Raw genomic sequence first — 26,398 nt, forward strand, 5'->3', positions numbered from 1 at the left:
TTAAGCTCCCTAAAGGGTCGTTGGAGACTACAACGTTGATAGGTTGGGTGTGGAAGTGCTGCGAGGCATTGAGCTAACCAATACTAATTACCCGTGAGGCTTAACCATACAACACCCAAGTGGTTTTGTAGGTAAGTTTGACTAACATTCGAAAGAATGACACGTACATAAAGAATTGAATAAAAATTTGAAAATCGTCGTTCCTTGGCATCCATGCCACCACGACATTAGTGCATCCGTGCACGTCAACGTATTTATCATCATTGAGACAAGGTCTCATTGATACGGCTTTCAAGATTGTACCCTTTTTGTCTAGCGACAATAGCGACATGGCCCCACCTGATCCCATTCCGAACTCAGAAGTGAAACGTGTTAGCGCCGATGGTAGTGTGGGAGTTCCCATGTGAGAGTAGGACATTGCTAGGCTTCTTTTCAGAATACCCAGCTTATGCTGGGTTTTCGACCCTGTGGAGGGGTTCCCGAGTGGCCAAAGGGATCAGACTGTAAATCTGACGGCTCAGCCTTCGGTGGTTCGAATCCACCTCCCTCCACCATCATTCTTAAAACCCGTAACGAAAGTTACGGGTTTTTTCGTTTATATCTATTAATCGAAAATAATTTATATTAAATCTACTGCCTACAAGCACTATCATTGCACTAAAGCCTCCTATAATGTATTCTCCACCGCTGTTTGACATTGGCTCAAACCATCAGCGAGAAGAGTACATTCTATGAGTTTTACCGATTTAGGTTTATCTGCACCAATACAAAAAGCTATTGCTGAGAAAGGCTATGATACACCGTCACCTATTCAAGCTCAGGCAATACCTGCAGTGCTTTCTGGTAAAGATGTTATGGCGGCAGCCCAAACGGGTACAGGTAAAACGGCTGGCTTTACTTTACCGATTCTTGAATTGCTATCTCGTGGAGATAAAGTTCGTGCAAACCAAGCTCGAACATTAATTATTACCCCAACGCGTGAGCTTGCAGCACAGATAGCTGAGAATGTAGAAATGTATGGTAAACACTTACCATTAAAATCAGCTGTAGTTTTTGGTGGCGTTAAGATCAACCCTCAGATGCAAAAGCTACGTGAAGGTGTCGATATATTAGTTGCCACGCCAGGTAGATTGCTAGATTTATATAATCAAAATGCTATACGCTTTAATCAACTTGAAATACTAGTACTCGATGAAGCTGACAGAATGTTAGATATGGGTTTTCTTCGAGATATTAAGAAAATCTTGTCATTGTTACCTAAAGTTCGTCAAACCTTGCTTTTCTCTGCGACATTCTCACCAGATATTCGTGAACTTGCTAAACGTATGGTCAATGACCCTGTAGAGATTTCAATTAGCCCAGAAACTACCACGGCTGAACGAGTTGAGCAATCGATCTACTCAGTTGATAAAAACAGAAAATCAGCGTTGTTAACACATTTAATTTTAGAAAATGACTGGCAACAAGTTATCGTGTTTATGAAAACTAAGCATGGCGCAAACAAACTTACTAAACAATTAGACGCTGCAGGTATTCCTGCTGCTGCTATTCATGGTAATAAAAGCCAAGGTGCAAGAACCAAAGCATTAGCACAATTTAAAGAAGGTAAGATCAGTGTGCTAGTTGCTACTGATATCGCCGCACGTGGTATTGATATTGACCAACTACCGCAAGTGGTTAACTATGAATTACCTAATGTTCCTGAAGATTATGTTCATAGAATTGGTAGAACGGGCCGAGCAGGCTCAAGTGGTCATGCTGTATCCTTAGTGTGTGCTGATGAAATAGATTTACTTAATGACGTTGAACATGTGATACAAGCGCATATTCCAAGAGAGATTGTTGCTGGTTTTGAACCCGTACATGCGCTACCCGAGTCACGTAAATTAAGAGCATTAAAGCCTAAAAAGCCAAGAAAATTTAAATCTGAAAGCTTAGATCATAAAGATGGACAACGCTCAGGTGGAAATGCTCGAGGCAATAAACCTACTGGAAAAAATAGACGTCATATAGGAAATAGCTCTGCAAGTAACCCTTACGGTAATAGCGAGCAAAAAAGTGGCGGTAGAAGAAGAATAAATCCTAACCCAAGCAAGTAGAACTCTTTAATACCAATTGACTTAATGAATCGTTCAATTTTAAACCGCTTTAAAATGATCGATTGTTTATATCAATTGGTATAACTATGGCTAAATAAAATTTAGCCATAGTGCTAATCAATAATTATTTCTGAGCTAATAATTTATCCAAGTTGTTAGCAAAAGCTTGTCGATCACTTTGACTGATCGGCGGTGCACCACCTGTTTCAATACCACTAGAACGTAATGTATCCATAAAATCACGCATGTTAAGGCGTTGGCGAATATTACTTTCAGTGTATAGCTCACCTCTAGGGTTTAAAGCTAAACAGCCTTTCTCAACCACTTCTGCTGCTAATGGGATATCAGCGGTTATCACTAAATCATTGGCTTGAGCGCGTTTTACTATTTCATCGTCAGCAACATCAAAACCCGCGGTAACCTGAACAAAGCTAATAACCTTTGATGGTGGGACTTTTAAGTAATGATTTGCTAATAAAGTCGTGGTTGTTTGTGTTCGTTCTGCAGCCCTAAATAGTATCTCCTTAATAACAACAGGACAGGCATCAGCATCAACCCATATTTTCATGGTTTACCTTTAAATTATAAATGATTTAACTAGTGGTAATGTAACGCTAAATGTCGTGTAATGTAAGTACTGCTAGCGTTAATCAACCAAACTCAATTTACTTTATTAGGAATAATCATGAACCAACCACAACGCGATATTACCTTAAGATTTTTAGCTGAACCGCAAGATGTTAACTTCGGTGGTAAAGTTCATGGTGGTGCGGTAATGAAATGGATAGATTTAGCTGCATACGCCTGTGCCGCAGGATGGAGTGGTCGATATTGTGTTACCGCGTACGCTGGTGGTATTCGATTCATAGCACCTATTCATGTTGGTAGTTTAGTTGAAGTAGAAGCTAAGGTAATTTACACCGGAAACTCTTCTATGCATATCGCATTAGAAGTTAATGCTTGCGATCCTAAATCATTAAATCGTCGTTTAACAACCCACTGTATTGTGATCATGGTTGCTGTAGATCAAAACGGTCAGTCTGAACAAATTCCTAAATGGATACCAAAAACAGATGAAGATAAAAAGCAGCATGAAAGTGCGAAAAAATTAATGGAAATGCGTAAACAAATCGGCGAAGAGATGCAAATTTTTGTAGAATAGCGCTATTAATAAAGTTGGGCAGGATTACTCGTGTTAGAAGCAGATAAAATTAAACAAATATTGCAAATGGATGATGCACAGCGTGCAGCTTATTTCATCAATGAAACTGTCAGTCAAAATACTCTTTGGATATTAACCGATGAGCATGGCTGTGTAATGCTAAACACCGAAGATGAAGACTGCGTGCCTGTATGGCCGAACCAAGAGTTTGCAAAAGCTTGGGCAACTGATGAATGGCAAGCCTGTCAACCTGAAGCTATTTCTTTAAATAAATGGTTTAGTCGTTGGACGCATGGCTTAGCTGATGATGAGTTAGCAATAGTGGTATTTCCAAGCCAAGAAGAGCAAGGTTTAGTTTTTTATCCCGATGAACTAGAACATGAACTTAAACAAAAGCAACAAGCGATTAAGAAGCGATAGACAGGCATGAGTTTTTCATCACTAGCATTAGATAAATCATTAACTGACGCTGTAAAAGCCTTAGGTTATGAGCAGCCAACTCCAATACAGCAACAAGCTATTCCCGCTATTCTAGCCAATAAAGATATCATGGCAGGTGCGCAAACGGGTACAGGTAAAACGGCTGCTTTTGCATTACCTATTCTTCAACGTTTGGGCGAAAATATTCCAGCTCAAAGGCCGATAAGAGCATTAGTGTTAACGCCAACACGTGAACTTGCTCAGCAAGTGTATAAAAGCTTTGTCAGTTATGCTGAAAATACTGATCTTAATATTGCTGTAGCTTATGGCGGAGTTAGTATTAAACCGCAAATTGAAGCAATAGAAAAAGGTGCAGACGTTTTAATCGCCACACCGGGTCGATTGTTAGACCATATTATTAATGGCAGTGTGTTATTAATTCACCTTGAAACCATCGTATTTGATGAAGCTGATCGCATGTTAGACATGGGCTTTAAAGATGAAATTGATCGAATTTTAAATCGCTTACCACCAAAGCGCCAAACATTGCTTTTTTCGGCCACCTTTGATGATGCAATTTTTAAACTCAGTAAAACATTGCTCAATGATCCAGAGCTCATTGAAGTTAGCGAACGTAATACTGCAGCAAGCCAAGTAGAGCAAATTGTTTATACCGTTGATAGTGATCGCAAACGTGAACTGACATCGTTTTTAATTGGTTCGAAAAATTGGCAGCAAGTGCTTATTTTTACTCGCACTAAGCAAGGCGCAGATGATCTAGCAAAAGAAATGTCGAAAGACGGTATTAAAACTCAATCTATACACGGTGATAAGTCTCAAGGCGCAAGAGACAAAGCATTAGCTGAATTTAAAGCGGGTAAAACGAGAGCATTAGTAGCAACTGATGTCGCTGCTCGTGGCATCGATATTCACGATTTACGTTACGTGATTAACTACGAGTTGCCTTATATCGCCGAAGACTACATTCATCGAATTGGGCGCACAGGACGTGCAGGTAATGACGGCTTAGCTATTTCTTTAATGAGTCCATCAGAAGAATGGTTGCTAGAAGCGGTAGAGAAAGTATTAGATACGCGTTTAATGCAACAATGGTTACCAGGTTATGAGCCCGATCTAACCAAGAAAGACTTGCCAGCTCGTAAAAACACACTAGGGCAGCAAAAAAAGCATGGTCGACAAAAAGCTTTTGGTGGCAAGAGTAAAGCCAAAGCAAATGCTAAACAGAACAAACAACGTCGTCGATAAGCTGGTTTGTTACGTTGATATCAAAAAGCCGAATTGAATAACAATTCGGCTTTTTATTGTAATTTATAGTTAGATAACCTGAACTCTGGATAATGAGTGCTTGAAACTCAAGTGAACCAAAAGCTTAGGTAATAAAGTAAATGCTATAGCCAGGTGAACATCACTAATAGACACCATCAATGCTTCATTTTATGCCATTTTTAAGGCAAAACGTTTATGAATAGCGCGCTATTTATCGACGTTTTAACGCAGAAAATGGCTTAAAAGGGAGCTTTGAGCAAGTGCTGCTTATCCAGAGTTCAGGTTAGATATAAAAACGACTGCATTTAACGCAGAAACACGTTACTCAACAAAGCTAACACAGCCGCTATAAGTTAAGGAGTTAAGCTAGCCTACGTTAATCGCCAAACTTGCGCTGATTTACTTTGTCTATTTCGAGTGCTGTCTTCGTAAGGTACGCCATCAATACTTTGTCTGATATCTTCATTCACGGTGGCCCATAAGTAATAGCTATGCTCAGTAATACCACCAACAATTTTAGAACAGTTTACTTGGCTGACTTTGTTGTGTAATTGCGAGGGTCTAGCTGTGCCGTTGTGACCAAGCCTATCAGTATTGCCTTTAGTGTAATCAGAAATATACATCGCTAAATCACCATTGTTATAATAAACCGTTACTTGCTTTGCTAGTCGGTACAAGTTAACCATAGGGCGATCTTCTTCAAAAATATTATCGTCTACATCAGGAGCACACATAAATATATGCTGAAATAATTGAGGGAAACGTTTTTGATTATTGAGTTTATCTAATGAAACTAGTGCATGTTGTAAAACATAATTCCCCATAGAATGACAAAGCAAATGTAATTGTTGTCCACATTCTTTTATGGAAGGATCTTTATGCGTAGGTCTAAGTGTCATCAGAAAATCGCGTAATTTAAGAAACCCTCGCGCGACTGCAATACTTGAATCTCTGGCATCGTTACGGTCAGACAAGTAGGCTTTGTTTTTCATCATTGCGCCGTCCGAAGGCCAAGAAAATAAGAACACACAAGTGTCTTTTTGTTCTTCATTATTGAGCGAATGTCGGTTTAGCATTAACTCTAGAGCCAAAGCGGAAGCAACCGCTTCAAACCAGTCAACATTAAAGCCATGAATGAAGATAACGAGATCTTGTTTCGTTTCCATTTGTTTTTTTAGCGCTTGAAAAACCTTAACTGAAGGCAGTTGAGTTGTTGTGACATCGGCTAGATTTTTAGGTTCTTCAAAAGCCGTGATTAAATGTTTTTTACGCAGTTTTTTCTCGATATAGCCAGCTAAACTTTCACCATCGCCAGAGCGTTTATCAACGGTACTGTTAAGGTATTCCTTAACTTTATTAGCACTTACTTCTACGCAAACTTTGCCAAAGCGTAAATTGTTAGCGCGATCAGAACTAAAGTCTTGTCCGTAGCTGTCAGGTGACCAACGTTCACCTATGTGGTTTCTGTTTGTGGCATAATACAAGGTTAAAGTGAGCATATAGTCATCCCGTTACTATGAACTTAACTACTATAATTGTAGCTAAGTTATGGTTGCTAACAAGTGAACGTTAAGCTATTTCGATTTAAGCTTGTGGATGATTCTTGAAAGTAGGTTTGCTCGGCCCATTTCTAAAGAAGCCTCGTCATAATTACTGTTTAAAATTTTAATACGCATAGAATACGTACCGCCATGGCCCCAAGGCCACCAAATAACAGCAATAGCAGGAAAGTCTTCAGTAGCAGGCTTAGTAAAGATGAATTGATCTTTACTCAGTTGAGTTAACTCTCCTAACTCAGCCTTTAATGACGTTGGCGATTTTTTAATATTTTTTTTATGCCACTCCTCACTAAATATTCGGCGCAAAACTGTTAACACCCGCTCTTTTTTTTCCCATGAAAACTCTGTAAGTAACACAGATTGTTTTTCTTCCCAACGCCAGGTAAGTTCATCGCCTAATGGTGTGGTTATAGCGTTGAATATAGTGTCTTGTTGTTTTTTATTATATGACACAAAAATTCCTTGTTATTGAATGAATTAAGAAAATTGCATGAGAAATATTAACACGTTATTACTAACGTTTACGTCTTATCGACAATGTTATTGAAGTTAAATTTATCGATACATTTTTTGCAAATACACGACTTTAGAGATAGCGCCTGTGGTACTTTTTGCAGTAACTCAGGTTTTACTTCACTTGTTGTGCACCAGCAGGGCGTTTCAGCATTAATTTCACAGAAATTATTTTGTTGGCACAAAGGACATTGATTAGTATCAATGGTAGGCATTAGTATTCGCTTAATATTGTAATTGTTCATCAGGAAAGTAGCACAATTTACCTCGCAGTAAAATATTTAGCTAGAATCTCAAGAGTAATTCTTGGTAACTGTATAAATAAACAGGTTTAAGTGTTAGGCTGTTATAAAATTCATTCGACGTTACGCTAGAAAAGTTTACATTGTGAAATTATACATCGCAGAAAAACCAAGCTTAGGGCGAGCCATAGCAGCAGCTTTGCCTAAACCTCAAAAAAATAATCAAGGTTATATCACACTTGCTAACGGTGATGTGGTGAGCTGGTGTATTGGACATATTCTTGAGCAAGCTGATCCTGAAAACTATGACCCAGCGTTTAAAAAGTGGCAAATGGCCCATCTACCGATTATTCCAGAGCAATGGCAGTTAAAACCCAAAGCACAAACGCGTGCCCAACTTACCGTGTTGCGTAAACTCGTTAAACAAGCGGATGAAATTGTCCATGCAGGCGACCCTGATCGAGAAGGGCAGTTGCTAGTGGATGAAGTGATCGAATTTTTAAAAGTTCCGGCGAAGAAAAAGCAAAATATTCAACGTTTACTGATCAGCGATTTAAATTTGCCAGCCGTAAAAAGATCGCTAAATAACATGCAAAGTAATCAACTGTTTATGCCGTTATCTATTTCAGCGTTAGCGCGCTCTCGAGCAGACTGGTTGTACGGCATTAACCTCACTCGTGCTTATACTTTACAAGGGCAAAAGGCAGGCTTTAACAGTGTGTTGTCAGTAGGGCGAGTACAAACCCCTATTTTAGGTTTAGTAGTTCGACGCCAACAAGAAATCGACAACTTTGTTGCGAAAGACTTTTATGAAGTACATGCGCATTTGTTAACTAATCAGCAAGAGGCGTTTATTGCCAAGTGGCAGCCAAGCGAGGCATGCCAACCCCATATGGATGAGGAAGGGCGTGTACTTAATCGTGCGTTAGCGGAAAATGTTGTTGGTCGAATTGAAAATAAAGCTGCTGAGGTCAGCAAGGTTGATGAGCAACAAAAAAAACAAGCGGCGCCTTTACCTTATAATTTATCGTCATTACAAATTGACGCAGCCAAAATATATGCTTTAAATGCTAAGCTTGTTTTAGATGTATGTCAGGCGCTCTATGAAAAGCATAAATTGATCACCTATCCTCGTTCAGATTGTCGTTATTTACCGAAAGAGCATCATGCGCAAGCGAAAGGTATTATTGCCATGTTGGCCAGCGCCGATGAAAACTATGGCAAATTTGCTCAAGGTGCTAATAGCGCATTAAAAAGTAAAGCTTGGAACAGTGCTAAAGTTACCGCGCATCATGCCATTATACCGACCGAAAAATCAGCCAATAATTTGAGTTTAAACCCTTTTGAAAAGAAAATTTATTTTCTGATTGTGCGACAGTATTTAGCGCAGTTTTATCCGGCTTATCAATACAACCAATGTCGAGTGGAAATTTTAATTGCTGGCGGAAAATTTTTAGCTAATGCCAAAACACCTACAGCGCAAGGCTGGAAAGTATTATTTCAGCGAACTAAAACTAAGCAGGCTGACACCAACACAGATAATTCGGCTCAAAATAATGACGATACACTCAGTAATCAATTATTACCAAAATTAGTCGCGGGTGAAAAAATACATTGTACTCATGGTGAATTAATTAGCCGCATGACCCAAGCCCCCAAACACTTTACCGATGCTAGTTTATTGAGCGCCATGACCGGTATTGCTCGATTTGTAAGCGATAACGAAATAAAAAAATTGTTAAAAGATACCGATGGTTTAGGCACAGAGGCAACCCGTGCCGGCATTATTGATTTGCTTTTTAAACGTGGGTACTTAGAGCGTAAAGCTAAAAATATTCATGCAACTGTAGTGGGCACATCACTAATTAATGCCTTACCTATTGCTGCTACCATGCCAGATATGACCGCGCATTGGGAAGCAACGCTGACCAATATTAGTGAGAAAAAAAGTCGTTACGAACATTTAATTACTCCCTTAACATCGACAATCACCGAGATGATCCGCCAATCAGAGCAACAATCTTTTGCTCATCTGCCAAAAGTAGCTTTTAAGCGAAAATCGAAAACAAAAAAGAAAACAGCTTGGAAAAAAGCAGCGGCTAAGTAAAGTTACTTTTATGTTTAAAGCCAAGCTGAAAATAAGTGCTTAGCATTCGGCAATTAGTAATCGACAGTTAGTAATACATAACTAGCAATCAATAAACAGCGATTTCATAAAGTCATAAAACACGTCAGTTTTACGGGTGGTTAAGCTATTTTGTGGTCGCAAAAACCATACGGGTGCATCACTTTTGGCCATTACCTTAGGCATTACTTCAACTAAAGTGCCGTCAGCGAGTTCATCATTAATCGCTATTCGTGACTTAATCGCGATACCATGTCCGGCGATAGCGGCTTGCGTCATATTGTCTGAATTTGAAATCGTAAAGCGGGTTTTAGCGTTAAAGTTTTGTATTTTGCCTTTTTCATCAAACAGCTTTAATTGCCTTTGCCAAGGTAAACAAACCCAATTATGTTCAGCAAGTTCAGTTAAGTTAGCTGGCATGCCATGTTTTTCGATATAACTTGGTGCAGCACACAGTACACGGCTGTTATTTACTAATTTTCGAGATAATAAACCTGAGTCATTTAATTGCCCAACCCTTATCGCCACATCTTGCGCATCATCAACAACATTAACAAAGTGGTCGTTAATAAGAAAATCGAGCTTGAGTTCAGGGTAAGTATCTTCAAATTGGGTGAGCTTAGGCATTACATATTTAGAAAACACCCAAGGCGGCATAGTAACTCTGAGCAAGCCATTTACCGATGAACTACGGGCACCAATACTGTGCTCTGCATCGTGTAAAGCCTCTATAATAGCGCCAACTCGCGTATAAAAAACTTCTCCAGCTGGAGATAAACGTATTCTACGACTATCTCTAAATACTAAAACAGTTGAAAGTTCTCGTTCAAGTTTACTTAATCTATGACTCACGGTGGCAGGCGATAATCGTTGTTCGCGCGCAGCAGCTAAAACACCTTTATTTTCCACCACAGCAATAAAGGTTTCTAAATCGCTTAAGTTATACATCACAACACCAACATTTGTTTTTCAATGTTTAATATTTTCGAATGATGCTTTCACTTTTGCAATGTTTATTTAAATAAGTAAAACACTATAATGAAGTATAGTTTGATTAACGAGGTTTTTATTATGAGTTTAAAAGCACAAATTGACGCATATAATGTTCAAAAAGAAGCGAAGTTACCGGCTGACGTTTTAGCATTAATGAATACAACTAACGAAGAGCTTATTGCCCAACATGTTAGAGATAATGCCTTACAAGTAGGCCAAAAGGTTGCAAATTTTAGCCTAGCAAATCATTGTGGCGATACCGTAGCGTTAACTGATTTACTGGCAAAAGGACCAGTAATTATCAGCTTTTATCGTGGCGGTTGGTGTCCATATTGTAATTTAGAGCTAAAAGCACTGAACGATTATTTACCAAAATTTAAAGCACATAATGCGCAGTTAGTTGCCGTATCACCGCAGTTACCTGACGAGTCACTATCAACAGCACAAAAAAATGAGCTTGAGTTTGATGTACTTTCCGATGTGAGCAATACCGTGGCGAATCAATTTGGTTTGTTATTTACTTTAGATGAGCGCATTCAAAGCTTATACACGGGTTTTGGTATCGACTTTGAAAGTTACTACGGCGATAAGAGTTTCAAACTACCTTTGCCTGCAACTTATGTTATTAATCAAGATGGTATTATTACTTACGCATTCATCAGCGAAGACTATACTTTACGTGCAGAGCCTGAAGCTGTACTCAACGCCCTACAAACGGAAAAAAATTAATGTCAGTTTTACAATCACTAAAAAAAATTACCCTCGCACTTTTAGTGGGTACGAGCCTTTTATCTGGAGCTGTTATGGCGAACGAAGCACCAAGCAAACCTAAAGTACTTATTTTTGATGTTAACGAAACCTTACTTGATCTAACATCAATGCGAACGTCTATTGGCCAAGCTTTAGGTGGTCGCGAAGATTTATTGCCACTTTGGTTTTCTACCATGTTGCATCATTCGCTGGTTTCTACTGTGATGAACGATTACCACGACTTTGGCCAAATTGGCGTGGCTTCATTATTAATGGTGGCACAAAACAACAATATTGAAATCACTTCTGAGCAAGCAAAAACCGCAATAGTAACGCCACTTTTAACCTTGCCACCACATAGCGATGTAAAAGCAGGCTTAGCGCAACTTAAAGCGCAAGGTTACAAGTTGGTTAGCTTAACTAACTCTTCAAATAAAGGCGTTAAAGCACAGTTCGAAAGTGCAGGGTTAACCTCTTACTTTGACGAGCGTTACAGTATTGAAGATATAAAAATTTATAAGCCCGACTTACGCGCTTACGAATGGGTACTTAAAAAACTTAATATTAAAGCGAATGAAGCTATGATGGTAGCCGCTCATGGTTGGGATGTTGCTGGCGCCAAAGAAGCTGGCCTACAAACCACCTTTATTGCTCGCCCGGGTAAAGCACTTTATCCGTTAGCTAAAAATCCTGATCATGTGGTGAAAGACTTAGCTGAATTGGTTACGTTACTGAAATAATATCGATAATTTTAATCAGAATACTAGCGGTTAATTACACTGTAATTAATCGCTTTTTTTAACCCTCTAATTTTAGCCCCCACATTACATATCTCTTCATTGTTGTTATTTATTTATATTTATCTAAAACATTTACTATTTTTATTTCATTGGATAAATAAAAAATTTTTCATTTTATCAAGAGTTTATGATTATTTAGATGCAATACTCTAATATTACCTCAATTATCATAAAAATAAATATAGAGCTAACTTACTGTTAGTAATGAGAAAATAATGTATTTATTTACTTACCAAGTGGTCAGCGATTAAAAAACCTTCATTTTGTTGTAACAATAATTTAACATTAATAAGGCAAAATAAGGTCAGGTGATTTTGAATAATAATAATATTAGGAGAATGTGTGGTGGCTATTTTTTTACCGAGAAAACTCAACAGCGTTAGGTCAGGCTTCGCTAGTTCGATAGTTTTTACTATTTTTACCGGGAGTGTATTAGCATCAACTTTGGTTAACGCAGAGGAAATATGGAGTGAAAACTTCGACGCTGCAGCCATTGATGGTAAAGGAGCAGTTTTCAACCAAATTGATTTAACGAATGTAACCAAATGGTCAATTGATGTAAGTTCAGCAGGACTTACCGCGACTTCAGATTGGTTTAAAGTTAATAATGGCAAGTTTGAAGGTAGAGATCTTGATGGCGCAGCGATGTGGTTGTCTGAAGCTATCGATATTAGTCGCTTTTCTGATGTTAGCTTGTCGGTAAATGCCGCAGAAAATGGTAACCATGAAGGGACAGATTTTTTAGATGTTGCTTATGCTATCGACGGTGGTGCATTTGTTACTGTAGAGAATTGGCAAGGTAAGGGCAGTGCTTCAAATACCTTAATTGATGATTTTACCAGTGAAACAGTGACAGCAGCAATTGCCGCAGGCAATTCATTAGTTATTCGTATTAGCATGAAAAACAATGCCGGTTCTGAGTATATTTCTTTTGATAACGTAATGGTTTCGGGTAACAGCGGTAACGTTGAACCGCCAATTGACCCACCCATTGATCCACCTGTTGAGCCACCAGTTACAGATACTATTACAAACGCATGTTTTAATTGCCCTGATTTAAGTAAAGTGGCATCAGCAAGTGATTTTGATGACGCTATTTACTATGCCGATGTACACGCATTGCAAGCTAACCAAGCATCAGCAACAGATTTTCGCAATGCAATTAATGGTGCCATTACCATAAATCATAACGTACTGAGTTACTCTGAAGTTTGGACTGCATTGACGAAAACTGATGAAGATCCGCTGAACAGCGATAATGTTATTTTATTATACCGAGGCCTTTCATTAGCTAAATTCTCAAACGGTAGTGGTTCACAATCTTCTAATCCAGATAACTGGAATCGCGAGCATGTTTGGGCAAAAAGTCATGGCTTCCCAAGTTCAAGTGCTTCAGCGTATACCGATATTCATCATTTAAGACCTACCGATATTTCAGTTAATTCATCGCGTGGTAATTTAGATTTTGATTACAGCGACAATGCCTTATCAGAAGCACCACAAAATCGCGTCGATGGTAACTCATTTGAGCCACGTGATGCGGTAAAAGGTGATGTTGCCCGTATGACCTTTTATATGGATGTACGCTATGAAGGTGCTGATCCACAAACACCTGATTTAACCTTAGTTGATATGCTAACCAGCACAGGTCAGCCTCGTTTAGGTAAATTATGTGCTTTACTTGCTTGGCATGTTGCTGACCCTGTTGACAGCTACGAGCAAGAACGTAACAACCGTATTTATGAATTCCAAGGGAACCGTAACCCGTTTATTGATCACCCTGAATGGGTAACACAAGTATTTACTAATGCCTGTGATGGAACAACACCGGTAGATCCGATTGACCCTACGCCTGTAGACCCAGTTGACCCGGTTGATCCAGACCCTGTTGATCCGGTAGACCCTACACCACCATCAAGCAGCTCAGCTTTGTTTATTTCTGAGTATGTTGAAGGCAGTAGCTACAACAAAGCGGTTGAAATTTTTAACCCAACCGATACCAGTGTTTCATTAACCGGCTACCAATTAAAACTTTATGCTAACGGCAATACTGAACCAACAGTAACAACAGATCTATCGGGTGTAGTATTAGCGAATGACGTTGTAGTGCTTGGTTCAACACAAGTAACAGCAGACAGCGCTCTAAAACCTTTAATAGATATAGCGGTTAGTGCAGTTAACTTTAATGGCGATGACTATTTTGAACTAGTAAAAGATGGCGAACTCGTTGACTCTTTTGGCGTTAAAGACGAAAGAACAAGTTGGGCGTCTAATACTACCTTGGTTAGAAAATCGTCGATTGCCAGCGGTGATAAAAATGTTAGCGATGCATTCGTTGTTGCCAATGAATGGGACAGCTATCCGTCAAACACTTTTAGCTTTTTAGGCTCACACAGCTTTGATGGCACAGTGGTTGATCCAGGTCCTGATCCAGAACCTGAAGAACCGTCGCTAATCGGTATGTGTGGCGACAGTGCTGAGCTGATCAGTGCAATTCAAGGCAACGGCGATGCTTCTCCTATGGTAGAGCAAAACAAAGTTGTGGAAGGTGTAGTAACTTCAGTTGTTGATAGTTTATCTGGCTTTTTTGTTCAAGAAGAAGCGCAAGATAACGATGCAGACCCTGAAACTTCAGAAGCACTTTTTGTTTATTTAAATGGTCAAGGCGAAGCGCCAACTTTAGGTTCGCAAGTACGTGTTAAAGGTGACGTTAAAGAGTTTTATAATCGTACACAGTTAACGCTTAGCGAAAATGTTGTTGAGTGTGGAGTAGGCGATACTATCGCAGCAACGAATGTAATTATGCCGGTTGATAGTTTAAATACTTGGGAATCATTAGAAGGGATGAAAGTTACTTTTGAGCAGAAACTACATGTAACCGATACCTTTAGTTTAGCAAGATATGGTCAACTGAGCTTATCAAAGGGTCGCTTACTGATCCCAACTAATATTTATCAACCTAACTCAAGTCAAGCGCTAGCATTAGCCGAGAGAAATACGCGAAATGTTATTGTCCTAGATGATCAAAACAATAGCCAAAACCCAGAGTTTATACCATTTCCAAACTCGGGACTTAGCTACAATAATGGCGTTCGCTTAGGCGATGCGGTTGATAATATTACCGGTATTTTAGATTACAGTTTCAATGAATATCGTGTTCTACCAACGCAAGAGCCAACTTTCCTTGGTAATAACCAGCGTTTAGCATCTCCAACTATTGGTTCTACAAGTGAAGTTAAAGTCGCAAGCTTTAACGTGCTGAATTACTTTAATGGTGACGGCCAAGGTGGCGGATTTCCAACCGCACGTGGCGCTGACAACCTTGAAGAGTTTACACGCCAAAGTGACAAAATAGTTGCCGCTCTAGCTGAAATTAATGCTGATGTTGTTGGCTTAATGGAAATAGAAAACGATGGCTTTGATGAGTTATCTGCTATTGCCGACTTAACCGATAAACTCAATAGCGTTGTCGGTGCAAATACTTATCAATATATAAGTATTGATGCCACAGAACTAGGTACTGATGCTATTACCGTTGGTTTACTTTACAAGCCTGGTACGGTAACTCTTGCTGGTAATGCAGTAACAACAAACGAAGCACCATTTGATTTTGGTAATCGTCAGCCTTTAGTACAATCGTTTACCTCTAACACTAGCGGTGAAGCATTTACTGTTGCTGTAAATCATTTTAAATCAAAAGGTAGCTGTGGCAGTGCTTCAGGTGCAAATGCTGATCAAAATGACGGACAAGCATGTTGGAATGAGCTACGTACTCAAGCTGCCAATAAACTTGTATCTTGGTTAGCTTCAAAGCCAACGCAATCAGATACCGATAATATGCTCATTATTGGAGACCTTAATGCGTATGGCATGGAAGACCCAATTCGCGCTATTACCGCTAGTGGCTATCATAACCTTATTGCTGAAAAGGTAGGCCTAAGCGCTTATTCTTATACTTTTGGTGGTGAAAGTGGTTACTTAGATCATGCCCTAGCTTCAAGCAGCTTAGCGGCTTTTGTTGATTCAGTTGACGAGTGGCATATTAACGCCGATGAACCTGTCGTTTTTGATTACAATATTGAAAATAAATCAGCAACTCAGTTAGTGTCGTATTACGGCAGTGACGCTTATCGTGCCTCAGATCATGATCCAGTTATTGTCTCACTAACCTTTAACACACCTGAAGTGTTAATTGGTGACTTTGACAACGATGCCGATATTGATATCGCTGATGTTAGAGCGTTTATCAGCATGCTAAGAGCGGGCGAAAACTTTGATTTAAGTTACGACTTTAATAACGACGGCCAAGTAAATACGCTTGATGCACGTACGCTTATGCAAAACTGTACTCGCAATCGCTGTGCGATGTAGTAACAGTTGAAATAACAATAATAAATTTATAATAGGAATAAACATGAAAAAATTACTGATACTACTAAGCTTTTGGTGTGCTGCTATAACCGCCAACGCTTCACTTATTACCATCGATGTAGAAGACAAAAACTATGGTATAAACGACACATTAACCGCGAATATTTATATCTCTGAACTAGAAGATGACTTCGGGTTTCAAACTTTTGTGACGGAATTTACCTTTGATTTTATTTTCGCAGAAGGTTTGCTAGATTTTGAACAAGTTACCTTTGGTGACAAGCTTGATATAGATGCTTTTTTTCCTAGCGATAGAGTTGATAGCTACACCATGGGCCAACCATTTACCATCAGCGAAACAACTTATGCATTTGATATTGACACCGTACAATTTGGCTTAAGTAGCTTCTTACTTGCGTCAATTGACTTTACGGTTGTTGGCAGTGGTTTAGCGGAATTTTCATTAGCAAATGTCGATGTACTAGACTTAGGTTTTTCACATGATGATATATCATCACGAGGAACTAGTGCTCAATTAGGTAATCAAGTTGCCGTGCCAGAGCCAAGCACAGTAGCTATATTAGTATTAGCTTTATTAATGCTTATCAGCATGAAAAGAAAAGCAAAACACTAATTAAATAGCATAAATTATACCTACTAGCCGAAGCTAACTCTAAGCGTTCACTAGTAGGTATACCTTTCTAAAAAATTCAAACATTATTGCAGAAAAACAATACTTTAGTTATTTTCAAAAACTAGGTAAGCTAGCAGTATAAAATTCAACCTGTTAAGCACTTAACCGGTATTTAGAATAAGGAAATCAGCATGCTGTTTCGCGGTATTATTACAATCATTATTAGCTTCATATTTTTGGCTTTACCTGCTTTTTCACAAACGGCCAGTATTGGTCCGTCTGTAGAAGATCTACTTGAAAAACGCGCGTTAGCGACTAAACAATTTAGTAGTAGCGCGGTGATACTAAGCCGCCGAGGCGATGTTATTGTTGATGATAAGGGGTTTGAAAAAAGTCACTTTTATAATGCCATTTATATTGCAGATGAAAGTGCCGTAAAAGACTATTCAAAAATGATTAGTCAATTTAATTCGCATTACCAAGAAAAACAAATCGACTTTGCGCGGGTTATTACCCCAGAAGGTAAAGTAATAGAAATGCAAGCAGACGCTATTACCTTAGTCACCAGTAATAATGGTGACTACTTTGATGAAGGTAAACAATATGAGTTTGCGCTTCCTCAACTGCGCGCCGGCAGTATTATTGAGTATCAAGCCACTACACAGCAAATAAAACCTTTTATTGAAAACGAATGGTTTTCAAGTATTAGCTTTCATTTCGTAAAATTTCTCCCTAGCATTAATTGGCTACGAATCGATCCAGTATTAGAAACTAAAAACACCCTAACATTACCCAAAAATACTGAAATTTCTATTGTTAACCACAATATTGAAATAAGCCCTAAGTTGACTGAAGCAGCAAAAACTAAAACTTATAGCTGGCAAACCAGCAACCAAACCGGTATTGAGTTGGAAATGGAAATGCCGAGTTTAGATGATATTTTACCGTCTATTCACCTTTCCACCATCAAAGAATGGCGTACCGTTAATCAGTGGTTTAATACCTTATATTTACCAACACAAAAAGCTGATCAATCCATTGTTGAGTTAGCTCAATCTCTATTTAAAGATGGTATGAATGAGCGTGAAAAAATTAAAGCCGTTTTTGACTATATGCAGAAAAACGTGCGTTATATAGGTGCCCATGTAAATCGAGGTGGTTATAAGCCTCATTTAGCGAGCGAAGTGCTAAGCCAAGCCTACGGTGACTGTAAAGATCAAACCGTACTTATTATTGCCTTATTAAAACAAGCCGATATAGCAGCATATCCTGCATTAATTAACTCATACCCAGGCGCAAAATTTAACGACGATTTACCGATGTTAAATTTTGACCATATGATCACCTACATTGAAACAAAAACTGCAAAATATTGGCTTGATACCAGTGGGCAAACGGGGACATTCCCAGGTATTAACCTTAATTTAGAAGATAAAAAAGCGTTAGTGGTAAATGAACAAGAGGGCAGAATATTAACACTACCGGCTACAACAAGTGCTGACAATATAGCCACCGTGAATATCGACTTTTCAGTTGATAAAGCGAAAATTAACGCGCGTGTATCGTTAGATTTAGCAGGTCATGTTGAAACCAACCTAAGAAGTTTTATGCAGTTTTCGCCAAACGCTTTATCAGCCGCAGAGCAAATACTGTCGCCATTATTGTTTAGCCGACGCATTAACGATTTTGAAAACTCAGATCCCATTGATATTACAACGCCTTTTACCTTATCAGCAAATTTCAATGACATAGCAGAGTTAACAGCAGAAATTGATAACTTTAGATACAGTTATGATTACAGCGCACTTTTAAATGTTTTTACTACACTGAGTAATCTTGCGCCCGTAGCAACGCGAAAATTCGATTTTGTTATCTTACAACCTATAACGGTTGTTATTAATTCCTTTTACCCACACCCGTGGTCAGGCTCAACATTAGGTTATAGCCAACCGGCGAAAAATGTAGAAAACGACTTTTTTGAAATAACCCATCAAGTACAAGAAAAAAGTGACGGCATGTACATAAGCTCAACCTTTGTTTTGCCTAAGCAAGTTATTAAAGTTGGCGATTATGCGCGCTTTTACCAGCAGGTCAGTGAATTGCCAACACATTCACAAAGCTTATTTGTTTTTCTAAAACCGTCGAAATCAACACCTAAGGTTGATATTAATGACGCGACAACAACCAATAAAATAGCACTCGCAAAGCACTTGTTAGAGCAATCAGAATTTGCACAAGCACTTGAGGTTATTGGTGAGGTAGTTGCGTTAGACGAAACTAATGGTGAAGCACAGTACTTATTAGGCATATCATTGGGCTTTGCCGGTAACAATGAGCAATCTGAAAAAGCTTTTGAGCGTGCAGAACAACTTGGCTATCAGGACTAGGAGCACAGAGATGAAAATTATTTTAGCTGTTTTAATGACTTCAATTCTTTTGCTTAGTGCCTGTGCAAGTACGGAAAAAGAGCCCAGCCGAGCAACAACTAATCAATCGTCATTAGATAATTCGTTAGCAGCAACAGCGGCCAAATATCCAAAAGACACCGTAGCGTTAACACAATTAGCCTTGCAGCAATTACAAGAATATGAGGCCAATAAGAACTTATATACCTTAAACCAAGTTATTGCCTCTTATGATGAACTATATAAGCGCCAGCCTTATAATCACGATGTGTTATTAAACTATTATCGTTTGAATTTGATTAAAAGCTTTGGCACTAATAGTTATGATGTTGCCTATTGGCAGACCTTTTTTCAACAACAGCCTTTTCTAAAAACCATTGATATAGCACCACCGGTATATATGAAACTTCCGCTCGCGCCACGAGGGAGTTTAAGTATTGAAGATCGCATTAATATTTTACAAGAAACAGTGCACGATAATCCCAAATTTATAAACGGAAACATGGCACTTGCGGCAACATATGTAGAACAGAATAACTTACAATTAGCCTTATTTGTGCTCGAAACTGCAGCCAAACATAATCCTGAAAGCAGCGATATTTTAGGCGCTTTAAATGAATACAAAGTAGACAAAATATTCGATAACCTTTGTCATAAAGATACTAGTCAGCAATTAACTCAAGTATTTGAAGATTATAAACTATTAGTAAAACAGACCCCAGAAAACGCTTATTATCATATGCAATTAAGTACGGTATTAAGGTTGATGGGCAAACTGCGCATGTCAAACTTTTCAGCTAAAAAGGCTGCCTCACTTGATGTTGACTTTAAAAGTGCTTTAGCGGAATCTGATTTTTGGCTTGGCAACAATAAAGCGCTTACCACCTATTTTTCTGATAAAGATATGCACAGCCTAAGTACTGACGATTTATACCTCGCTATTTTGTCTAATGTGGTTAACTTTAACTGGCAAACTGCGGCGGATCTAATGCCTGAATATATTACGCGTAACGACAGAAGTTTTTATGGTGTGCTATATGGAGCGCATGCTTTTAAAATGTTAGGTAAACCCCATGTCGCAAAACAAATTACCGAGACAGGTTTAACAAATGTAAACCTGAAACCTTGGCATCAACAGATGTTAAATTATGCTAATCAACAAATTACCTCTGCTGAACTGATGGCCGCTAGTAAGAATAATTGTAACTTGTCAGAAGCTCATTTTATCGAGGGCTTAAGCGATATTAAAGCTGATAATATGACGGACTTTGAGAAAAATATGGCCGCAATTGTTGAGCTAAATATTTATCCATTTTATGAATATGCTGGCGCGAAGCAAATAATGAAACGTATTAAACGTAGCAAGCCTTAAGCATGAAAAAATAAAGTGTTAATTCATGTGGCTAGCTCAAATGGCTAATTCAAAAGTTCAACGTAGATAATATGTAAGGGCGGTAAAGTATTAACTTACTAACGCAGCATGTAGCTTATGCTGCATTAGTAAATTAACTTAACATGTTGTGTTTATCGAACACAACGCAACATTTATGCAGTGATGGTGTTTGGGCTAGCCATAAAAACTTTAAAAGGTAATGGTGCTTCTAAGGCACTGTCATCAATGGCTAAATGATTAAAGCCAGATTTTTCAAAAAATGCACTTAACTGTTCCTGAGTTAAGGCATCATCAGTTAAATTCATCGCTTGATAATACGCTTTGTTTTCTTCAGTTTCACAATCTTGCGCATCAACAAATAAATTCATCGGCAAGCTTAATAGTGAGATAGATTGCACTTTATTATAATGCTGGGCAATTTCATTTAATAAAAATGTAGCTACACCTTGCTGGCGAAATGCCGGTAGCACACTAATCGCTTCAATCAAAATATGATCTTTCGCTTTTGCGTCTACTTTGGCTTGAAATTTTTCGACTAAGTCAGCAGCAATATTTTGTTTTTTAAAGAATAAATTTAAAGGTACTTCCCAATCAGTCGCATCTTGTTGGCTAAGTAATTCATAGCTTTCGTCAGCGCCGCGGTGTTTGTTTAGGGTAATTATTTCAATCTCTGCTTTAGCAATAACTCGGTTATCGTCATTTTTAACGTTTACTTCCTGTATTAACTGCCATTCAAAGCTAGTTTTAATTTCTGGTTTATTAAATTCTATTGTTAAATTCATTTTTATTCAGTGCCTTGCGATGAATTTTCACCGTAATTAGCAACAGCCTTCACTTGTTAGCGCAGTAATTTTATTAAAACGTATTCACTAATACTGCAAATATTAATTCTATGGCGCGTTTATACCATTAGAAAGCCTGTCTGACCAGATTTTGCGGCAATTACCGAATATTAATTGAGCTTTTATAGGGGATACATAGTATTAATTTGCATAAAAATCTCAAAGTATTCTAAGCTTAAAAGATGCATTAAAGAAGTGAGCGCGAAATGACAGATTTTTATGGTCTTAATCTAAAAAATTTACTCGAAAAAGCGCATGTAGGGGTTGTTGTTCATCGATGGGATACCTCAATTGTATATGCTAATCCAACAGCGTTGAAATTGTTAGATGTAAGTTTTGAAGATATGAATAACAAAGCAACTGCCGATTTTCAATGGGACTTTTTAGATTATGCTGGTAATAAGTTAGCTGAAGAAAACTTTCCCGTAAACAAGGTAAGGCGTACGAGAAAGCCCGTTACCAATGAAATAATAGGGATAGTAAACGCTAATAACTCACTTTGGGTTATGATAAATGCTTACCCAGAGGGCAATGAAGACAGCGATACTCGTGCAATTATTGTTACCTTTAATGATATATCAGATTTTAAACAGCTTTATTTTTTCTCAGACATTGTAGAAAACACGCAAGATATTGTTATTGTATGTGAAGCAGATAATATTCAATACCCAACCGGCCCTAAAATTGTGTACGTTAATAAAGCATTTGAAACACTTACCGGCTACAAAAAAGAAGAGGCTATAGGCGAAACTCCTCGAATTTTACAAGGAGAACTCACCGATAAAGAAGCCATGGGACGCATCAATGTTGCACTGACAAATAATGTAGCTATTACAGAAACCTTGTTAAATTATGACATTAATGGCAGACCTTATTGGATTGAAATGAATATTATTCCGTTAAAAAATAAATACGGAGAAGTAACGCATTTTGGCGCAATTGAGCGTGACGTTTCAGAGCGAAAGTTTCATTTAGAACAGCTGCAGTTTAGAAATCAAGAACTAAAGTCTTTAAAAAATGAGCTTGAAAAATTAGTGCGAGAAAGAACAAATGAACTACAAAAGGCCAACGAAAAATTAGAAAAAATTGCATTTTTTGACCCCCTCACTAATATTCCTAATCGCCGTTTTTTTATCGACCAAGTACATCGACTGATTAAGTCTTGCAATAGAAGAAAAGTATCAATTGCTTTTGGCTTAATAGATATCGACGACTTTAAGTTGGTAAACGACACACATGGGCATGACGCAGGTGACTTGATTTTAGTAGAGCTAGCAAGCTATTTAGAAAAATTTTGTCGAGTAGATGAGGTTTTTTGTCGATACGGCGGCGAAGAGTTTGCCTTTGCGGTAGCAATTGAAAAAGAATCTGATCTCGACAGTTTAACAACACGTTTAATTGAAGGTATTCGCGGCTTAAAGCCAACACTTGGTGGTAACGACTTATCGATTACCGCTAGCGCTGGCTTTAAACTATGCCAACCTAGCGACTATCTCGACTTTGAAAAAGCGATGAAACAGGCCGACATAGCGCTTTATCATTCTAAACAAAGCGGAAAAAATAGAGTAACCATTGAAAGTGCCCAAGAGAATGACTGCTGCATTGAACACAACTTGAACACTGTTGATAAGCTAACACCACATAAAGACGAGTAACGCTTGGTTAGGTTTTAATGCTTTAAAATGTAAATGAATATATTGGATTTATTGTTATTCAAAATTAACTAAACCGCCTGCCCACAAGCCACACCGCTGCTCCACGCGAACTGAAAATTGTAGCCTCCGAGCCATCCCGTTACATCAATAGCTTCACCAATAAAAAATAAGCCTTTCGATTTTTTAGCTTCGAAAGTTTTTGATGACAATTCATCAGTGTCGACACCGCCTAAAGTAACTTCAGCGGTTCTATAGCCTTCGGTGCCATTAGGTTTTATTTGCCAGTTATGTAGGTATTGGCTTAGATAGGTTATTTCGTCGTTACTAATTTGCTTAATAGTTTTATCGGTTATATCTTTTTGTTTTACGAGTGCTTCAATGAAACGCTTGGGCAATACGGTTGCGAGCATATTTTTTAGGGATTTCTGGCCGCTAGTTTCTCGCCATTGTATGAGTAAATTTTCGATCGAAGTTTCTGGCAATAAATTTATAGTTACCGCTTGGCCTGAGCGCCAGAATGACGATATTTGCAGTATGGCGGGGCCTGATAAGCCACGATGGGTAAATAGTATATTTTCTTTAAATGAAGTGCCGTCTTCGCTAGTCACCTCAGTCGCTAAGCTAATGCCTGATAAACCATCAAACTTTTGTTTGTCGTGATCGTGCAAAGTAAAGGGCACTAGAGCTGCCATTGTCGGTAAAACGTTTAACCCAAATTGCTCTGCTACTTTATAGCCTATTGGGCTGGCGCCTAATTTCGGCATAGTTAAGCCACCTGAGGCAATAACTAATGATTCACACTGGTAACTTTCACCTGAGGTAACTACCACATAACCGGTTTCATTTTTACTTACTGATATGACTTCGCTGCGCAGGGCAATATTAACTCCGGCCCATTCACATTCGGTCATCAAAATATCGACAATGTCTTGCGCGCTGTTATCACAAAATAATTGCCCTAAGGTTTTATGATGATAATTAAGGCCATGGCGATCAACCAGTTCAATAAAGTCTTGTGCGCTATAGCGACTCAATGCTGATTTAGCAAAATGAGGGTTTTGGCATAAGTAGTTTTCAGCGCTGGCATTTTCGTTGGTGAAATTACAACGCCCACCGCCTGAAATGAGTATTTTTCGACCAGGCTTTTTACCCATATCCACAACGGTTACGCTTTTGCCACGATAGCCAGCAGTTGCAGCAGCCATTAAGCCTGCAGCGCCAGCGCCAATAATAATTACATCAGAAAATATCAACGAAATAACCCAGTTTAAGCTTTTAATGTCAGCATTATACGTGAGATAACAAAGTAGGGCGATAAGTTAAAATAGTGAATGAAATGTTAACTATAAACTTGCATAAGTCGCCCGCTATGTCAGGAAATGTAGGGTTAAGTAAAGAAGTGCAAAGATACTGTGAATCGTTGAACTTACCCATAAAATGCCGCTCTACGTAGTGCTATCTCAGCTGTTTAACAGGTGTAAGCATAAATAAGCTGGCAGTTATATCTGTACAGTCGTGACAACTAACTCTATTGGAAAAACATATGCGCTTTAACTCCAACCTACTTTCAACGATTTCGCCTGCAAAAATACTGTTACTTTCTTCCGCATTTGTACTGGCTGCTTGTGGCGGCGGCAGTGATAGCTCAAATGTGGGCTATGTAAAATTTTATAACAGTTCGAAAAATGCGCCGGATATTATTCTTACCATAGATCAAGATCTTGAGTCAGACGATGACGATGATTCTGATAACTTTGAAGTAACCTTTAACGGTGTTGCTTATACAGAAGCGCTAAGTGCTTTTGAAATAGACACGGGCAGCTACTTTTATGAAATGGGTTGGCAAGACGAAGACAGTAGCGACCGTGATGATCTTGAATTAGTTGCAGAAGGGCAAGTTAATGTTACAACCGATACCATTGAACTTGTGGTATTAACTGACGATATTACGGCTGCTCAAGTACAGACCTACAGCATCGAAATGCTTGACGATGAAGAAGACGAAGATGAAGATTTATTCAACTTACGGGTATTAAATTTACATCCTGATTCAGCTGGCGTAGATTTTTATATGTCTGAGTCTGACGAAACCTTTAATGAAGCAAAACTTGTTGGTCAATACAACTATAAGCAGTTATCGGATAATCAAAAATTTGACCAAGACGAATATATTTTCTACATCACTAGGGCTGGAACGCAAGAAGTACTATTTACGTCAGACGATATAGATTACGCATTCCCTGCACAATATGTGATGATAGTTCGCGAAAATACCGGTTCAGGTAACTCGCCTTATGCTATGGATAGAATGTCTAACTCGTCAATTACCGAGTATTTAGATACCGACTCCGAAGCGCAATTTCGAGCATACAATGCGATTAGAGAACACGAATTAATCCCTAATTATACTGGTACGTTAGATATATATATTAATGGTGTTGATGATGAAGCAGAAATATCAGCACTTGAAATTGGTACCTATAGCGAGACTAAAGTTCAAGATAAAGGTGATTATAGTTTAGATTTATTAATTCCGGGTACTACTGAGCGCCTTTTAAGTAATCATTTATTGGGCTTGGCTGAAAACACCAATAAAACCGTATTCTTTTACTTAAATGAAGAAGATGTTGATTTAGACGGCGACGGCAATGTTGATGAAAACAATGACGGTATTGTTGACGAAATTGAAATAACTATTAAGTCACTTGTAGTTTCAAATAGTACGCGAGAAAGTATCTACGATCATCAAATTACCATGATAGATTTAGTCGATAGTGATGACTTTAACTTTGTTAAATTCTATTTTGTTCGTAATAATGAAACTATAGAAACTGCTTTGTATAACCGCAGTGCAGTATACACTCAGCCGGAGTCAATTTACTTACAAAACAATACTTATCAAGTATTTGCTATTGCCGAAGTTGATAGCAGTGAGATTATTTTATCAAACTTTCAATTAACCCTTGATGAAGACTCACATGAACTATTTTTAATTGTTGAAGCGGATATCGATTCGCCAACAGGTTATCGCATAGAGATGATTAAGCAAACTGAAGGCGAGTAATTAATCTTGAGTGATTAAGACTTTGAGCATAATGAATGCACAGAATAAAGCAGGGAGCCAATGGTTCCCTGCTTTGATAAACAA

The 26,398-nt window shown here is 38.4% G+C and carries 20 protein-coding genes, 1 tRNA gene and 2 rRNA genes; 16 read left to right on the top strand and 7 right to left on the bottom strand.

The annotated features are described in order from the left end of the window. From B6A32_RS08400 to B6A32_RS08415, 4 genes are all read left to right on the top strand, one after another. Positions 1 to 108: ribosomal RNA gene (locus B6A32_RS08400) — 23S ribosomal RNA — on the top strand; the annotation flags it as partial. A gap of 203 nt (positions 109 to 311) precedes the next feature. Beyond that, positions 312 to 426, top strand: a 5S ribosomal RNA gene (gene rrf, locus B6A32_RS08405). A gap of 43 nt (positions 427 to 469) precedes the next feature. Continuing rightward, positions 470 to 554, top strand: a tRNA-Tyr gene (locus tag B6A32_RS08410). A 177-nt stretch (positions 555 to 731) separates the two neighbouring features. Beyond that, the gene (locus B6A32_RS08415; RefSeq protein ID WP_085302900.1) at positions 732 to 2,099 is read left to right on the top strand and encodes a DEAD/DEAH box helicase; all 1,368 of its coding nucleotides are present in this window, start codon (positions 732 to 734) and stop codon (positions 2,097 to 2,099) included. Positions 2,100 to 2,223: 124 nt separating this feature from the next. On the opposite strand, the gene B6A32_RS08420 is transcribed toward B6A32_RS08415, so the two are convergent. Further along, complete coding sequence (locus B6A32_RS08420; protein WP_085302901.1) at positions 2,224 to 2,667, bottom strand: YaiI/YqxD family protein; 444 nt, start codon at positions 2,665 to 2,667, stop codon at positions 2,224 to 2,226. A gap of 117 nt (positions 2,668 to 2,784) precedes the next feature. Here B6A32_RS08420 and B6A32_RS08425 point away from each other — a divergent pair, with 117 nt between their 5' ends. The 3 genes from B6A32_RS08425 (at position 2,785) to B6A32_RS08435 (ending at position 4,947) form a co-directional block, all read left to right on the top strand. Beyond that, positions 2,785 to 3,261 (top strand): acyl-CoA thioesterase, encoded by a 477-nt coding sequence (locus B6A32_RS08425; RefSeq protein ID WP_085302902.1) that lies wholly within the window; start codon positions 2,785 to 2,787, stop codon positions 3,259 to 3,261. Between the two features lie 66 nt (positions 3,262 to 3,327). Next, positions 3,328 to 3,681, top strand: coding sequence for a DUF2750 domain-containing protein (locus tag B6A32_RS08430; RefSeq protein WP_085303361.1), 354 nt, complete (start codon positions 3,328 to 3,330; stop codon positions 3,679 to 3,681). Between the two features lie 6 nt (positions 3,682 to 3,687). Continuing rightward, positions 3,688 to 4,947, top strand: coding sequence for a DEAD/DEAH box helicase (locus B6A32_RS08435; protein ID WP_085302903.1), 1,260 nt, complete (start codon positions 3,688 to 3,690; stop codon positions 4,945 to 4,947). A gap of 392 nt (positions 4,948 to 5,339) precedes the next feature. On the opposite strand, the gene B6A32_RS08440 is transcribed toward B6A32_RS08435, so the two are convergent. From B6A32_RS08440 to B6A32_RS19620, 3 genes are all read right to left on the bottom strand, one after another. Beyond that, positions 5,340 to 6,467 (bottom strand): alpha/beta hydrolase, encoded by a 1,128-nt coding sequence (locus B6A32_RS08440; protein WP_085302904.1) that lies wholly within the window; start codon positions 6,465 to 6,467, stop codon positions 5,340 to 5,342. A gap of 75 nt (positions 6,468 to 6,542) precedes the next feature. Beyond that, positions 6,543 to 6,980 (bottom strand): hypothetical protein, encoded by a 438-nt coding sequence (locus B6A32_RS08445; RefSeq protein ID WP_085302905.1) that lies wholly within the window; start codon positions 6,978 to 6,980, stop codon positions 6,543 to 6,545. Positions 6,981 to 7,048: 68 nt separating this feature from the next. Beyond that, positions 7,049 to 7,285 (bottom strand): cysteine-rich CWC family protein, encoded by a 237-nt coding sequence (locus B6A32_RS19620; RefSeq protein WP_085302906.1) that lies wholly within the window; start codon positions 7,283 to 7,285, stop codon positions 7,049 to 7,051. A 142-nt stretch (positions 7,286 to 7,427) separates the two neighbouring features. Between B6A32_RS19620 and B6A32_RS08455 the strand changes: the two genes are divergently transcribed. Then, on the top strand, positions 7,428 to 9,389 hold the full coding sequence (locus tag B6A32_RS08455) for a DNA topoisomerase III (RefSeq protein ID WP_085302907.1): 1,962 nt from the start codon (positions 7,428 to 7,430) through the stop codon (positions 9,387 to 9,389). Between the two features lie 81 nt (positions 9,390 to 9,470). On the opposite strand, the gene B6A32_RS08460 is transcribed toward B6A32_RS08455, so the two are convergent. Then, the gene (locus B6A32_RS08460) at positions 9,471 to 10,355 is read right to left on the bottom strand and encodes a LysR family transcriptional regulator (protein WP_085302908.1); all 885 of its coding nucleotides are present in this window, start codon (positions 10,353 to 10,355) and stop codon (positions 9,471 to 9,473) included. Positions 10,356 to 10,478: 123 nt separating this feature from the next. Here B6A32_RS08460 and B6A32_RS08465 point away from each other — a divergent pair, with 123 nt between their 5' ends. The 6 genes from B6A32_RS08465 (at position 10,479) to B6A32_RS08490 (ending at position 20,732) form a co-directional block, all read left to right on the top strand. Then, positions 10,479 to 11,129 carry a peroxiredoxin-like family protein gene (locus tag B6A32_RS08465; RefSeq protein WP_085302909.1) on the top strand — a complete coding sequence of 217 codons (651 nt, stop codon included), beginning with the start codon at positions 10,479 to 10,481 and terminating at the stop codon, positions 11,127 to 11,129. Further along, positions 11,129 to 11,890 carry a haloacid dehalogenase type II gene (locus tag B6A32_RS08470; protein ID WP_085302910.1) on the top strand — a complete coding sequence of 254 codons (762 nt, stop codon included), beginning with the start codon at positions 11,129 to 11,131 and terminating at the stop codon, positions 11,888 to 11,890. Before B6A32_RS08465 ends, B6A32_RS08470 begins: the two co-directional genes overlap by 1 nt. A gap of 402 nt (positions 11,891 to 12,292) precedes the next feature. Further along, the gene (locus B6A32_RS08475) at positions 12,293 to 16,321 is read left to right on the top strand and encodes an ExeM/NucH family extracellular endonuclease (protein WP_101685936.1); all 4,029 of its coding nucleotides are present in this window, start codon (positions 12,293 to 12,295) and stop codon (positions 16,319 to 16,321) included. Between the two features lie 43 nt (positions 16,322 to 16,364). Then, on the top strand, positions 16,365 to 16,955 hold the full coding sequence (locus B6A32_RS08480) for a PEP-CTERM sorting domain-containing protein (protein WP_085302912.1): 591 nt from the start codon (positions 16,365 to 16,367) through the stop codon (positions 16,953 to 16,955). Between the two features lie 191 nt (positions 16,956 to 17,146). After that, positions 17,147 to 19,342, top strand: coding sequence for a DUF3857 domain-containing transglutaminase family protein (locus B6A32_RS08485; protein ID WP_085302914.1), 2,196 nt, complete (start codon positions 17,147 to 17,149; stop codon positions 19,340 to 19,342). 10 nt (positions 19,343 to 19,352) lie between these two features. Beyond that, positions 19,353 to 20,732, top strand: a complete 1,380-nt coding sequence (locus B6A32_RS08490) for a hypothetical protein (RefSeq protein ID WP_085302916.1) — start codon at positions 19,353 to 19,355, stop codon at positions 20,730 to 20,732. 173 nt (positions 20,733 to 20,905) lie between these two features. On the opposite strand, the gene B6A32_RS08495 is transcribed toward B6A32_RS08490, so the two are convergent. Next, positions 20,906 to 21,535: a GNAT family N-acetyltransferase gene (locus B6A32_RS08495; protein WP_085302918.1), complete on the bottom strand. Its 630-nt coding sequence runs from the start codon at positions 21,533 to 21,535 to the stop codon at positions 20,906 to 20,908. A gap of 266 nt (positions 21,536 to 21,801) precedes the next feature. Between B6A32_RS08495 and B6A32_RS08500 the strand changes: the two genes are divergently transcribed. Then, positions 21,802 to 23,250 carry a sensor domain-containing diguanylate cyclase gene (locus tag B6A32_RS08500; protein WP_085302920.1) on the top strand — a complete coding sequence of 483 codons (1,449 nt, stop codon included), beginning with the start codon at positions 21,802 to 21,804 and terminating at the stop codon, positions 23,248 to 23,250. Positions 23,251 to 23,318: 68 nt separating this feature from the next. Here the strand turns inward: B6A32_RS08500 and B6A32_RS08505 are convergent, their stop codons facing one another. Beyond that, the gene (locus B6A32_RS08505; protein ID WP_408607667.1) at positions 23,319 to 24,455 is read right to left on the bottom strand and encodes a BaiN/RdsA family NAD(P)/FAD-dependent oxidoreductase; all 1,137 of its coding nucleotides are present in this window, start codon (positions 24,453 to 24,455) and stop codon (positions 23,319 to 23,321) included. A 338-nt stretch (positions 24,456 to 24,793) separates the two neighbouring features. On the opposite strand from B6A32_RS08505, the gene B6A32_RS08510 reads away from it, so the two are divergent. Further along, the gene (locus B6A32_RS08510; RefSeq protein WP_085302924.1) at positions 24,794 to 26,314 is read left to right on the top strand and encodes a DUF4397 domain-containing protein; all 1,521 of its coding nucleotides are present in this window, start codon (positions 24,794 to 24,796) and stop codon (positions 26,312 to 26,314) included. Positions 26,315 to 26,398 lie beyond the last annotated feature (84 nt).

This window comes from Colwellia polaris, assembly GCF_002104515.1.
GTDB lineage: Bacteria > Pseudomonadota > Gammaproteobacteria > Enterobacterales > Alteromonadaceae > Cognaticolwellia > Cognaticolwellia polaris.

What these genes read in the sequence shown, in the direction of transcription:
- B6A32_RS08415 (WP_085302900.1), top strand. Translation starts at nt 732, where the DNA reads ATGAGTTTTACCGATTTAGGTTTATCTGCACCAATACAAAAAGCTATT.
- B6A32_RS08420 (WP_085302901.1), bottom strand. Translation starts at nt 2,667, where the DNA reads ATGAAAATATGGGTTGATGCTGATGCCTGTCCTGTTGTTATTAAGGAG.
- B6A32_RS08425 (WP_085302902.1), top strand. Translation starts at nt 2,785, where the DNA reads ATGAACCAACCACAACGCGATATTACCTTAAGATTTTTAGCTGAACCG.
- B6A32_RS08430 (WP_085303361.1), top strand. Translation starts at nt 3,328, where the DNA reads ATGGATGATGCACAGCGTGCAGCTTATTTCATCAATGAAACTGTCAGT.
- B6A32_RS08435 (WP_085302903.1), top strand. Translation starts at nt 3,688, where the DNA reads ATGAGTTTTTCATCACTAGCATTAGATAAATCATTAACTGACGCTGTA.
- B6A32_RS08440 (WP_085302904.1), bottom strand. Translation starts at nt 6,467, where the DNA reads ATGCTCACTTTAACCTTGTATTATGCCACAAACAGAAACCACATAGGT.
- B6A32_RS19620 (WP_085302906.1), bottom strand. Translation starts at nt 7,285, where the DNA reads ATGAACAATTACAATATTAAGCGAATACTAATGCCTACCATTGATACT.
- B6A32_RS08460 (WP_085302908.1), bottom strand. Translation starts at nt 10,355, where the DNA reads ATGTATAACTTAAGCGATTTAGAAACCTTTATTGCTGTGGTGGAAAAT.
- B6A32_RS08465 (WP_085302909.1), top strand. Translation starts at nt 10,479, where the DNA reads ATGAGTTTAAAAGCACAAATTGACGCATATAATGTTCAAAAAGAAGCG.
- B6A32_RS08470 (WP_085302910.1), top strand. Translation starts at nt 11,129, where the DNA reads ATGTCAGTTTTACAATCACTAAAAAAAATTACCCTCGCACTTTTAGTG.
- B6A32_RS08480 (WP_085302912.1), top strand. Translation starts at nt 16,365, where the DNA reads ATGAAAAAATTACTGATACTACTAAGCTTTTGGTGTGCTGCTATAACC.
- B6A32_RS08485 (WP_085302914.1), top strand. Translation starts at nt 17,147, where the DNA reads ATGCTGTTTCGCGGTATTATTACAATCATTATTAGCTTCATATTTTTG.
- B6A32_RS08490 (WP_085302916.1), top strand. Translation starts at nt 19,353, where the DNA reads ATGAAAATTATTTTAGCTGTTTTAATGACTTCAATTCTTTTGCTTAGT.
- B6A32_RS08495 (WP_085302918.1), bottom strand. Translation starts at nt 21,535, where the DNA reads ATGAATTTAACAATAGAATTTAATAAACCAGAAATTAAAACTAGCTTT.
- B6A32_RS08500 (WP_085302920.1), top strand. Translation starts at nt 21,802, where the DNA reads ATGACAGATTTTTATGGTCTTAATCTAAAAAATTTACTCGAAAAAGCG.
- B6A32_RS08505 (WP_408607667.1), bottom strand. Translation starts at nt 24,455, where the DNA reads ATGGCTGCTGCAACTGCTGGCTATCGTGGCAAAAGCGTAACCGTTGTG.
- B6A32_RS08510 (WP_085302924.1), top strand. Translation starts at nt 24,794, where the DNA reads ATGCGCTTTAACTCCAACCTACTTTCAACGATTTCGCCTGCAAAAATA.